At 67.7% G+C, this 12,387-nt stretch carries 8 protein-coding genes; 1 reads left to right on the top strand and 7 read right to left on the bottom strand.

The genetic code is table 11. From position 1 onward, the window contains the following. The first annotated feature begins 285 nt into the window (after positions 1–285). Positions 286–1,938 (top strand): lipase family protein, encoded by a 1,653-nt coding sequence (locus tag Q664_RS30240; RefSeq protein WP_043403505.1) that lies wholly within the window; start codon positions 286–288, stop codon positions 1,936–1,938. Positions 1,939–1,962: 24 nt separating this feature from the next. Here Q664_RS30240 and Q664_RS30235 read toward each other — a convergent pair whose 3' ends face one another. From Q664_RS30235 to Q664_RS30205, 7 genes are all read right to left on the bottom strand, one after another. Further along, positions 1,963–3,162: a cytochrome P450 gene (locus Q664_RS30235; protein WP_043403504.1), complete on the bottom strand. Its 1,200-nt coding sequence runs from the start codon at positions 3,160–3,162 to the stop codon at positions 1,963–1,965. A gap of 84 nt (positions 3,163–3,246) precedes the next feature. After that, positions 3,247–4,911: a hypothetical protein gene (locus tag Q664_RS30230; RefSeq protein WP_152622420.1), complete on the bottom strand. Its 1,665-nt coding sequence runs from the start codon at positions 4,909–4,911 to the stop codon at positions 3,247–3,249. A 215-nt stretch (positions 4,912–5,126) separates the two neighbouring features. Further along, complete coding sequence (locus tag Q664_RS30225; protein WP_043403502.1) at positions 5,127–5,564, bottom strand: hypothetical protein; 438 nt, start codon at positions 5,562–5,564, stop codon at positions 5,127–5,129. Positions 5,565–5,575: 11 nt separating this feature from the next. After that, positions 5,576–6,022 (bottom strand): hypothetical protein, encoded by a 447-nt coding sequence (locus tag Q664_RS30220; protein WP_043403501.1) that lies wholly within the window; start codon positions 6,020–6,022, stop codon positions 5,576–5,578. A 25-nt stretch (positions 6,023–6,047) separates the two neighbouring features. Next, the gene (locus tag Q664_RS30215) at positions 6,048–6,479 is read right to left on the bottom strand and encodes a hypothetical protein (RefSeq protein WP_043403500.1); all 432 of its coding nucleotides are present in this window, start codon (positions 6,477–6,479) and stop codon (positions 6,048–6,050) included. Positions 6,480–6,578: 99 nt separating this feature from the next. Continuing rightward, a complete protein-coding gene (locus tag Q664_RS30210) occupies positions 6,579–7,895 on the bottom strand; it encodes a glycoside hydrolase family 2 TIM barrel-domain containing protein (protein WP_043403499.1) in 1,317 nt (438 codons plus the stop codon). Between the two features lie 80 nt (positions 7,896–7,975). Continuing rightward, entirely contained in the window at positions 7,976–12,358 is a 4,383-nt protein-coding gene (locus Q664_RS30205; RefSeq protein ID WP_043403498.1) for a galactose-binding domain-containing protein, read from the bottom strand. Between the last annotated feature and the right edge of the window lie 29 nt (positions 12,359–12,387).

The raw sequence follows: 12,387 nt of genomic DNA, 5'->3' as shown, positions 1-12,387 counted from the left end.
GCTCGCCTTCAAGCAACCTGTACCGGGGGGAGCGGCGAGCAGCGAAGGGCTCGCTACGCGGACCGCGCCACGGAGCTGTGGATCTCCAACGACACGCCCTCGAGGTCCGGTGTGGCCTCGACATCGTCCGTGCCCCCCACCCCCGTGGCATTCGTAGGGAGGCTCTTTCTGAAAAGACGCGCTGGACCCATACTCGCCGTCCACCCACCGTCACGGCGCGTGTCTCGAGGGCAGGACCCCCTGGAAGGTCGAGCGGCGTGGCACAGGCCATAATGAGAGGGACCCATGTACCACGAGCTGATCTACCACCTGGACCTGTGCATTCTGGCCTACCACCAGTACACCCAGACGCTCATCTGGCCATTCGATCCCTACTATGAACGCCTCGCGATGAAGGGCTCGAGCCGGCGCGACAACTTCATGACCCAGGTCCGCACGCTCTTCCTGGGAAACAACGCCTATCATGGGCCCGGCAACACCCACGGATGGGCCGTCAACAACACCCTGGATCCCATCATCGGCCGATATGATCGGCTCCACCCCTGGCGGATCGCCTTCTGCAGTCCGGAGCCCGGCAGCTGGCTGTGCTACAAGCTGCCCACCTACATCACCGATCGCATCGCCTCGGTGGCCATGTGCTCGTATCAAGCGGGTGCTGGCAACCCGAACAACGCCACGGCGGCCGCGGTCATCCAACCCGCCGTGGCCAGGCCTCTGGGAATCGCCGGCGGTGGCGTGGACCGGCTCTATGCCTTCGAGGGAGGAACGGGCACCATCAACGGCTCTCCGAACGTCTGGAGCCTGATGGGGTGCGTGCTCGAGCGGCATTACGGGGCGACCTACGACGTCCACATCACCTTCCGAGGCAGCCGCAGCGGGTCGGGGGCTCGCGCGCTGAGCCATGGACTCGTGGGGAAGGGCAACCCGGACTGGGTGACGGACATGGACTTCAACACGATGGTCCAGGACAACTACTTCAGTGTCCATGGCTCCGTGTGCCGCGGGTTCAGCCGGTCCGTGAAGACCTGCATCCCCTCCATCCTCACGATCCTGCAACACATCCACGGGCAGAACGGGGCGCCCCCCTCCAACATCTACGTCACGGGGCACAGCCTAGGAGGCGCGCTGGCCACCCAGTTCGCCACGGCCATGGTCCTGGGAACCACCCACGGACCCGATGGAGTCAACCTGCCGGGCAATCTTCCCACCTGGCCCTGGCGCAACTTGAAACTCATCACCTTCAGCGCGCCGGTCGCGGGCGGCAAGAGCTTCCACAGACAGTTCAACTCCAGGATTTTCTGCCGCCGGGTGGTGCTCAGCCAGGATCCCATCACGCAAGACAAGCGCGGCCACCACGTCGGCGCGGAGGTCTACATCACGGGGGAAAACACCTTCAACCCCGTCCCCCTCGCCTACCACGAGCCCATGAACGTCCGGGAACGGCTCCACCGGAAGGCCACGCAATGGGGTGATGCCCTGCACAACGTCCCCGGGCCCAACAAGAATCACGTGGATTTTCCCTGGAAGGTCTACGACAGCTTCCGCGCGCTGTACCAGGCCGAGCCATCGATTCAGGGCGCGGGCGTCCTCAATGGCATGCTGACCGGCCTGGATGGAGACGTGCTTCGCTACCTGGGCGCCATCGCCACCGTCCTGGGAGACTCCGGGGCATACAAGACCTTCATTCGTGACTCGAAGGTGGTGGCCCGGTCGACGAGCATCCTGACCGCCAGCAACCGCATGGGCAGCACGGCCGCCGTCGCGCTGCCGGTGGCGCCCAACACCCTGGCCGCGAACGTGCAGTTGGTGCGCGCTCAGTTCGGTGAGGTGGGCAAGCACCTGTCCTTCGCCCTCATGCTGGCGGAGCTGGCTCGCAACCCCGCCCTGGACTTCAGCACCTTCATCCCGAACGCGACACTCAATGAGTGCATCCAGTAGGGCAACCTGAAGCCTCTTCTCCTCTCAGGCGGGGTGCACCTCGATGGGAAGTGCCCTCAGCCCGCGAACGGTGACGGAGGGCACCCACTCGAGTTGCTCCGAGCGAAGCGACAGCCCTCCCACACGCGCGAGCAGGACCTCCAGCGCGAGCCGTGCTTCGAGCCGTGCGAGCTGAGCGCCCAGGCAGAAGTGGATGCCGTGGCCGAAGGCGAGGTTCTCCGTCCCCTTCCGGTCCAGGTCGAAGCGATCGGCCTCGGCGAACTGCGTCTCGTCCCGAAGCGCCGAGCCCAACAGCACGTACACCAGGGAGCCCCTGGGCAGGGAAACGCCCCCCACCACCGCATCCTCGGTGCACAGCCGCAACGAGGCCTGGATGGGCGGCTCGTAGCGCAGCACCTCCTCGATGAAGCGGGGGATGAGCGAGCGGTCCGCGCGCAGCCGCGCCAGCAGCTCCGGCTTCCGCGCCAACATCCAGGCAGAGCTGGACAGCAGGTTGATCGTCGTCTCCAGACCCGCGAGCAGCAGGAAGAAGAGGAAGCCCATCAGCTCCGTGCTCGTCAGCGACTCACCGTCCACACGGGCCCGGAGCAGGTCGCTCACCATGTCATCCCCGGGCTCACGGCGCCGGCGCTCCAGGACTTCGTGGAAGTACCGCTCCATCTCCTCCACGGAGCCGCGGACCGACGCCAACAGCTCCGTGTCCTCCGGCCGGGAGGCGGAGAGGGAGGCGATGTCGGTCGCCCACTTCCTGAAACGCGAGTACAGCGAGGGCTCCAACCCCATCAGGTTGCCAATGACGGTGGCTGGCAGCGGAGTGGCGAACGCATCCACGAAATCCACCACGCGGCGCTCCAGAACACGGGTGGTGAGCTCCTCGCAGGTGGCTTGAATGCCCGGCTCCAGCCGGGTCAGGAGACCGGGGCCGAAGGCGCGGCCAACGAGTGTCCTCAACCGCCCATGCATGGGCGGATCCTTCAGCACGAGCGAGTCACACCAGGGATTGGAGCGGCCGAACCAGGGGGGCTCGGCGGCGAACCGGAGCCCCTCGGACGAGAAGAGCCGTGGGTTCTTGAGCACGTACTGGACGTCGTCGTACCGGCTGACGGCCCATCCTCCATACTCCACCTCGCAGACGGGAGCGTTGCGGCGGAGCTCGGAGTAGAGCGGATAGGGATTCTGCCTGACCTCGGGGAGAGCCAGATTCGGACGACCCTTCAGCGCCATGACTCGCTCCTTGATGAACCCTCATGCTACCCCATCGGGAGGCATGCCTCGGCGCGTCAGACGACTCTTTCACGAGAAGATGGCTCAGCGCGGCATGCGCCAGATGGACGCGGTCCCGGCCACATGGCCGCCGGAGCCGTTGGGCGTCCCACGGCTCGCGCCATAGACGTGCGTGGCGTTGGAGCGGATGCCCACGGGAGTGACCAGCCCGGAGACTGGCGTGTCGACCCGGGTGCAGTCCGGAAGCTCGCAGCTCTCGAGGGTGCCGGCGTTGATGTTCGCCCAACGCAGGAGGCTCGCGTCGCCCTCGAAGCCGCCCGAGCCATAGCCCGTCCCCACGGTCCGCACGGCCGCCGTGGCGTCGGACGTCTCCGCGCTGGTGAGCGGGATGCGGAAGATGCCGCCCACATAGCTCAACACATACGCGTCGGTGGCATTGACCACCAGGCCCGAGACCGGAACCCCGTCCAGTGCGTTGCCGTTGAAGACGGTCTTCGGATAGCCCGCGCCACAGCCCGTGCTGGGGCAGGTCTGGATGAGGCGGGATGCACCGGAATCGGACACCCAGTACACGTGCCCATTCGCCACCCAGAGGTGCACGGGGTAGCTGTTCGCGCCGAGGTCCACCTGTTGCACCAGCGTGCAGCTTCCACTCGAGACGTCACAGCTCGAGACCCTGCGGAAATCAGTGGTGACCCAGAGCATGCCCCGGTCGATGGCCAGACTGCTCGCGAAGGGGAACGTGGTCGTCACCCGCACCGCGCCCGTGCCGCAACCGGCGAGCGCACACCGCCGCACTTCACCGTTGCCGAGCACGTAGACATCCGTGCCATCGAGCTCCAGATCGACCAGATCGGTCAGCCCGGTCGCGATCGTCTCGATGCCCGCGTCGGGCGTTCCTCCGTCCCCACCGGGAATCCCTCCGTCGGCGCCGAGCCTGCGAAAGGTGGACACGCGTGTCCCGCCCGTGTCTGGCTCGAAGACGATCAGGTCATCGCCCGACAGGGTGTACGTGAGCGACTTGCCTCCGGGACCCGGGCAGGTCCGGCTGAGGTCGAGGCTCGCGCCACGGGTGGAGAAGGTATACGCCTTGCGCTCGGGCGTATCGCCGATGTCCTCGTAGTACTCCCGAATCGTCCCGGTGCTCGCCGAGGTGGCGGCGATCTCCAGCGTCTGGCGCAACTGCTTGCCGCTCACCCCCGAGGCCCCTCCGGGCCCGGTGTAGAGCTGGTCGGCGATGCGCACGAAGGTTCCGGAGCTCAATGCGCCCGCCCCCGGTGCGGGAGCACTGGAGGCCACCCGGACCTGGTCCACCAGTGGGCCGAGGTTCTCCACCTCCGAGCACGCGCCCGGCACGCCCCCATCACCCCCGGAGCTGCCCGGCTGGAGCACAAACGTGATGACGCGGAGGCCCTCCTCGTGGGGCTCGAAGACCTCCAGCGTGTCACCACTGAACGAGTAGCCGAACGAGCGCGAGGCCACGGACGGGCAGGTCCGATCGAGCTGAAAACCCGTGCCCGATAACGTGAGAGTGCTGGCGCTCCGGCGCTCCGGCTTGTCGAAATCGACCTGGATCTCCTCGAGCGTCGCGGTGCTGCTCGAGGTGGTGGTGATGCGGAGCGTCTGCCGCGACCAGCGGCCACTCGGCCCCGCCATGCCACCCGGGCCGGTGTAGATGACGGTCGCGGTCCGGTAGTACACGCCCGACACCACCAGGCCACCTCGCGGCGTGGGTGCGGCTCCCGCCACACGGCTCTCCGCCACCATCGGCGCCGGGTTCGAGAGTTCGGTACAAGCACCGGGAGCCGGCTCTTCGCCCCCCAGGAGTGAGGGACAGGCCAACGCGCCGGCCGCGAACGCCATTACCAGAAGCAGTCTGCGAGTCACATGAGCTCCGTTCATGGGGAGGCGGAGCCCACTCTGCACTCAACGAGAAAGCGAGAAAAGTACGTGGGGGGACGGCTTCAGCGGGAGACCACGGGTACCCCATCCCCAGCGGGCCGGTCGGCGCGGCGCTGGAGCTTCACCACCTCGGCCGTCACCGTCACGCTGCTGGGCAGCGGAATGAAGAAGAAGATGGCGCCAAACACCCTCGTCACCGGCAGGTACTGCGTCTGGCGGAAACGCACGTTGATGGCGCCATCACCGCCCATCGCCCGCACCTGGGGAATGAGCACCTCCTTGAAGCCGGTATCCAGGTCCGTGCCCACCACGTCCACGAAGCCGAAGAGCACCACGCCCGAGCGCGTGGCCTGGACCATGCCGAGCGTCTCGTAGGACTCGGGGATGTCGCCCGCCGTCACGAAGACGTCCCTGCCACTGCGGTCGGAAGGGACGGAGGCGGTGTTGATGACGGTGCAGCCGGTGAGCGCCACGAGCGCGAATGCGACGAGGAGACGCATGGGAAGAAGTCTCACGGTTGGGAGGAGATGAACTGGATGACTTCGCCGGTGACGATCACATTGCGCTCGCGGACCTTCACGCCTTCGCCGCTGCGGCTCGCCACATTGGTGATGGACTCGGTGAACTCGGCCGCGCGCTCCACGTCGGTGGGAGGATTCTGGTCCTCGAACTCGATGTTGATGACGCCATCGCCGCCCATCCGAAGGGCCGTGTCCACGAGCGACTTCTTGATGACACCATCGATGGCGGCTGCCCCCACGTCCGCGTAGCCCGCCATGGTGACGCCATAACCCAACACCTGGGCGAAGCCGAGGGTGCGATAGGGCCGCGGCGAACCGCCGGTGCTGAGGTACAGGCCGCGCCCGCCATCGGGCGGACGGTCCGACAGCTTCGTTCCGTGCGACACGGCACTGCAGCCGACGCACAACAGCACGGGAAGGAGCAACGGGAGTTTCACCGGATTCTCCAGGAGCGGAACAGGTTCAACGCGAGGGGGCCCCGGCCGACGGCGGCGCGGCACCCGGACCGAGCTTCACCACCTCACCGCTGATGGTGACCTCGCTCGGCAGCGGGATGAAGAAAAGAAGGGCGAAGAGGATGCGGGTGGGGAGGATGTACTGCGTCTGATGGAACCGGACGTTCATGATGCCATCACCGCCCATGCGCCGGACCTCGGGGAGGAGCGACTCGCGCAGCCCGGCCTCCAGGTCCGTCCCCGCGGGGTCCGCGAAGCCGAAGAGCAGCACGCCGCGCCGCGTGGTCTGCACCACGCCGAGGCTCTGGTAGGGGCCCTTCACGTCCCCCGTGGAGACGAAGACATCCCGCTGGTCGTGAATGGACGGCACCCGGGCTACGTTCACCGAAGTGCAGCCGGCCAGTGCCATCAACAACAGGAGTCCGAACGTCCCACGCATGCGGTGTTGCCCTCTCTCGTCCGCGGTAGGGCGAAACATCGACGCGGAGGGCTCACCAGGGCAACCCCTTTTTTTCAGACGTTCCCCAGAGCGCCGTTTCTACCGGGTGGGCGGCAGGGCGACGGAGGTGGTGGCGCTCGCGAGGTTGCCAGCGCGGTCCTTCGCGAGCACGTAGAGTTTGATGGCGCCCTTCACGGAGGGCATGCGCACGAGCCAGGTGTCAGGCGTCGTGCCGGGCCGGGCCTGGAGCCGGACCACCTCGTCGCGCGCGTGGCGCGTGGAAGCACCCCGGAAGTTGTAGGCGAACGAGACGTCGAGCGGTGCTCCCGCCGCGTCCTTCGCCTCGACACGGACCTGGGCCCACGTACCGGACTCGTCCTGCTTCACATCACCCACCGTGACACTGGCGATGGTGGGCAACGGCGTGGCGGGCTTCTGACCCGTATAGGCCTCGCGCACCGCATGCCACGCGGGCCGGGTGGAGCTGCCCGACAACATGCCGAGCCAGAGACCGGTGTGGTCGAACGCCGAGCTGTAGTTGAAGACGAACAAGCCCAGACAGCGTCCGGCCTCGACCTGCGGAGCAAGGGCATTCCGCCATCCATCGACGATGGCGGCGTATTTCTCCGCGTCAGCCGGCTCGCGCGGAACACCGTTCGCGTCCTTGGGAGCATCCCACTCCCCCTGCGCGCCAAATTCGGTGATGAGCCACGGTTTGGCCACGCCGGCCTTCGCCAGCTCGCCGGAAATCACGTGGATGCCATGACCGTAGACGTTGATGCCGTACGCGTCGAGCGATGGCGTGTACTTCTCCCACCACGGCACGCCGAACATCCATGCATCGACGGAGATGACGGGGTGGCCGGCATCGAGCTTCTTCACCTCCTTGATGACCTGCTCCAAGAAGCGCGCGTAGGCCTCCTTCGCGTCATCTGGTGAGTTGAGCAGCACCTCGTTGCCGATTCCCCAGGCGAGCACCGCCGGGTGGTCCTTGAAGTGGCGCACCTGGGCGAGCGTGTCCGCCAACTGCTTCTTCATGCCCTGCTTGTCGCGGAGGTAATCGAAGGAATCATCACTCTCGGCACCCGGACGCCCCTGGCGCAGCCAGAGTCCGACGAGCACCTTCAATCCATGCTTGTGCGCGGCGTCGAGCAACAGCCGCGTTTCGCTCGTCGTCCCCCAGGTGCGAAGCGTGTTCACGCCAAGGGCCGCGAGGCGCGCGCAGTCCTGCTCGTAGGCCGCGGAGCTGCTGCTTCCACTGAAGGTGACACCCCGGGCCACGTAGGGTTTCCCGTCCACCTGGAGCTGCCACCGGCCGTCCACCTTGACGATGGCGGTGTGCGCGAGCGCCGGGACAACGGGAACGAGAACAATCGCCATCAGGAACACGAAGGCGATGGAACGGACCGGGGCCATGACACGCATCTCCAGGACTGAGTGGGTACAACGAAGAGGGGCGGCCGCCAACGTCAGCGGCCGCCCCCGTACTCCCGTGGTTACTTCGTGAAGGTGATGGGGCCGTTGGAGAGGATCGTGTTCCCTGCCCCATCGACCGCGCGCACCCGCCACGTGTGGCTACCGGTGCTCAGCCCGGTGAGGGAGAGCTGCTCCGTGCCCACACCGTACACCTCGAACTCCCACAGCGAGTACCCGTAGACCGTCGCGCGCTGGACGCCCCGCATCCGCACGTAGCGCCCGACGCCACTCAGGTTGCCCAGGTCATCCAGGCCGCCATTGCCGTTGGTCTCCGTGTACAGGGGCTTCCAGCCCGTGGCGCCGTCGAGCGACGTCTCCACGACGTACTGGCGGCCATAGGCGGCTTCCCAGCTGAGCACCACGCGCTTGATGGAGTAGATGGCCCCCAGGTCGACGGTGATGGACTCCGTGTCCGGACTCGCCACGTCGTTGCGGCTGGACCAGCGCGTGGTGGCGCTGCCGTCCACCGCGTCGTTGGGGCTGCCGAACTCGTTGGACGTGGCGGCCACGTTGCGCCCGAGCGCGAGGTTCGTCGTCGTCCCCACGTAGGCGTGCGGCGTCACCGCCGGCGCCCGGTCCGTTCCATCCACCGTGAGCACGTACTGCGAGATGCCCGCGCCCACGTCCGAGGACTGCTCCCAGATGAACGTCGTGCTCGCCCCCGGCACCGCCGAGCCCGCCGCCGGCACCAGCGCCGCGAAGGCCCCGGGCGGCGTGGTGTCGTTCAGCGTGAAGGTGGCCGTGGCCGACGTGGTCACGCCCCCGGCCCAGTTGTAGGCCTTCACGTGCCAGGTGTGCTGGCCATTGCCGATCGTCGCGTGGGTGAGCGTCGCGGACGTGCTCCGCGTCGTCGCCACGGGGAACGGGCTGCCGTCGAGGAACACCTCGTAGCGGTGGATGCCCGTCTGCGGATCGCCGCTCGCCGTCCACGAGAATGTCGGCTTCGTGGTGATGGTGGAGCCCGGCGTCGGCGTGAGGAGCGAGAAGGACGTGGGCGGCGTGGCGTCGGTGAGCCCGAAGCCCTGGATGCCCGCGCCGTACTGGAAGAGCGGGTTGCCGTAGATGGGCAGCACCGGCAGGCCCTGGGCGATCCTCTGGCGGATCTCCGTGCGCTGCGCGGCGGTGGCCCCCAGGTCGAACGGCAGGTCCCACTGCTCCAGCTGGTTGTTCTCCACGTCGGTGCCAATCTGGTCCAGCGAGCGCGGGAGCTGCCACGGGAGCATGCCGCGCGGGAACACGTCGCCGAAGAGCACATCCGCGACGGCCGGTCCGCCGGAGTCGCCGGGCCGGTACGCCACCAGCAGTGCGTTGGTCTGCTGGACCACGTTGGTCAGGATGTACGGGCGCGGGAGGATCAGCACCGTCGTCGTCGGGATGTTGCGCGACTTGAAGCTGGTGAGGATGCCGTACTGGTCACCCCACTTGGCCTCGTGCGCGGGGCCAATCGGGTCTCCCGGCAGGTAGGGCTTCTCCTTGTCCCACTCGGTGCCGTGGGTGAAGTAGCTCTCGCCCACCACCACGATGGCCGCGTCCGGCGTGACGCCCGCGGGCGCCGCGTCCTTGTAGACGGTGATGCCGTCGCGCTCGGCCCGCTGCTTGATGGCCTGGTAGATGGTCAGGTCACCGAACTCCGTTCCGTGGAAGTCCGAGCGCCACGTCACCATGCAGGACGGGTCGTCCGCGCGCGGACCGGCGATGACGAGCTTCGCCCCCGCGGGCAGGCGCAGCGGCAGGGCACCGTCGTTCTTGAGGAGCGTCATCGCGTTCTGCGCCGCGCGACGGACCAGCGCCTTGCTGTCCGCCGTGTGCCACTCGGAGGTGCCGGCGGGGCCCTTGCGATAGGGGTCCTCGAAGATGCCCAGGCGGAACTTCAGATCCAGGATGCGACGGACGGCCTGGTCGATGCGGGCCGTGCTCACCTCGTTCTCGAAGGTGCCCATCTGCGTGGGCGTGGCGCCGCCCATGACATCCGAGCCCGCGTTGGCCGAGCGCGACCACGCGCCCGACGGCAGCCAGTCCGAGCAGACGACGCCCGTGTAACCGAGCTGCTGGCGCAGGTAGTTGATGATGCTCGGGTTGTCACCGGCACCGTAGCCCTCCGGCCCCAGCAGCCAGCTCCCGGCGTAGCCGGGCATGATGCCGCTGGTGCCCGCCTCGAGCGCCGCGTGCCACGGGCGCATGTGGTAGTGGATGGTGGTGCCGTCATAGGTGATGCCGGCCTCCCCTCCCGCGCCCTGGCCCGGCCAGTGCTTCGTGGTGACCCAGATGGAGTGCGGGTTCACCTCGGGACCGCCCTGCAGGCCCGCGATGAGGGCGCGGGTGATGCCCGCGGCCAGGTCCGCGTCCTCGCCATTGCCCTCCTGGATGCGCGGGTAGAGCACCTTGGTGCCCACCTCGGCGAGCGGAGAGAGCGTGCCCCGGCTTCCCACCGCGAGCTGCTCGCGCCGCTGCACGTCGCCCAGCTCGTAGATGGTGTCCAGGTCCCTCGACGCCGCGAGCGCCGGCTGCGTGGGCCAGCTCGTCTTGTACCCGTGGATGGTGTCACCCGCGTCGATGTGCGGGATGCCCAGGCGCGTCCGCGCGGAGGCCTGCTGGAAGTCCACGATGTCCTGCGGGCTGAGCGGTCCCATGGTGAAGCCCGCCTCCGGCACCGTCTTGGCATCGAAGAACATCTGCAGCGCCTTCTCGTGCAGCGTCATGCGCGACATGAGGTCGTTCACGCGCGTGGTGATGGGGTTGTGCCAGTCCTCGTACGGCTCGATGGTGCCGTTCTTGTTGAGGTCTCGCATCCCATTGATGAGCGCCACGCCGTCCGCCGCGGTCTCCACCACCGGCAGGTACACACTGAAGGTGCGCAGGTCGGAGCGGCTGGTCGTGCCGCTCGGGAGGGTGGCCACCACGTACCACTTGTACGTCCAGCGGTCGGGCAGGTCGCTCGTCAGCGCCCACGAGGTGCTCGTGGTCGTGGTCATCAGCGTGTAGCGATCCAACAGGCTGCCGGGCGCCATCCAGTCGTAATCGTCCCGGCTGACGTTGAGGTAGACCTTGTAGTTCGTGGCGCCCGTGACAGCCGCCCACTGGAGCGTGGGCCGGCGGGTGTTGGTGATCATCGCGCCGTTGGCCGGAGCGACCACGGCGAAGGCTCCGGAGACCGGGGGCGGAGCCGGCGCCACGTACGGATCCGGGATGATGGTGCGGTCACGGCCATCATTGCCGCCGCCACCCGTGGAGAAGATCTCCACCTTCCACTCGGCGCCCTGCACCGCCAGCGCGGAGACCGTCTGCCCCCGGAGCACCGTGCCCGTGGAGGTGGTGACCGCCAGGCGGATGTCCGTGTTCGGCGCCGTGGGCGAGAACTGGTTCTTCGACATCGTGACGGTGGTGTTGGGCGGGAAGGTCAGCTCGTAGGTGAACGGCCCGGGCGGGTTGCGCACCGACGGCGTCGTGTTGCCCTCCTCCGGCGTCGGCGTGACGCTGATGGGCACGGGCGAGACGTTGATCTTCGCGTAGGCCAGCTCCGGGAACATGAGCTTCACCGTCTGGTTCGTGGTCTGCGGAGGCGGATCCTGCGGGCCACCGCCGGGCGCGTAGACCTCGAAGGACCAGAGCGAATAGCCATAACCCGTCCCACGCTCGATGCCGCGCATCCGCACATAGCGGGCGCTGCCCGTCACGGTAATGTCGCGGCGGCCCGGAGCACCGTTGGTGATGGTGGGCGCCAACGCCGTCCAGTTGACGTCATCGTTGGAGCCCTCGATGGCGTACGTCTTCCCGTACGCCCCCTCCCAGTCCAGCACCACCTTGCCGAGCGCCTGGGACGTACCGAGATCGACGCGAATCCACTGCGCCTCCACAGCCGCGGAGGACCAGCGCGTGGTGGCATTCGCGTCGAACGCGAAGCCAGCGGCGAGGTGGGCGGCGTTGTCCTCGACGCTCGACGCCGTGGCGGGCCGGTTCTTGGCCAGGTCACCCGCCGGGGCCGCGGTGCCGTAGACGGCGAACTCCCACAGCGAGTATCCGAACTCGGGGAGCGCGCGAGTCTGGCAGAGGATGCGCACGTAGCGGCCGTTGCCGCTCACCGTGAGGTCATCCACTCCGCCGTCACCCGTCGTGACGACGAGCGCGTTCTGCCAGGTCACCGCGTCGTTGGACACCTGGACCGTGTAGCCCCGGGCATGGGCGGCCTCCCAGGTGAGCACCACCCGGTTGATGGCCGTGCTCTGCCCGAGATCGACCTGAATCCACTCGGTCGCGCTGAAACCGCTGCCCCAGCGCGTCCCACCGTCACCATCCACCGCGAAGCTACCGGCGAACGGGCCTTCAAAGGAGGACGTCAACGTCGGCTGGTTGTAGGCCAGATTCACGTTCGCGGACTGGGCTTCCGCGACAGACGACCACGTCATCACTCCCAATACCGCCGCGATGGCACAGA

Origin of the sequence: Archangium violaceum Cb vi76 (assembly GCF_000733295.1) — a bacterium.
GTDB classification, from domain to species: domain Bacteria; phylum Myxococcota; class Myxococcia; order Myxococcales; family Myxococcaceae; genus Archangium; species Archangium violaceum.
The sequence above is the reverse complement of the archived record's forward strand: the minus strand, read 5'-3'. Positions and strand labels throughout refer to the sequence as shown.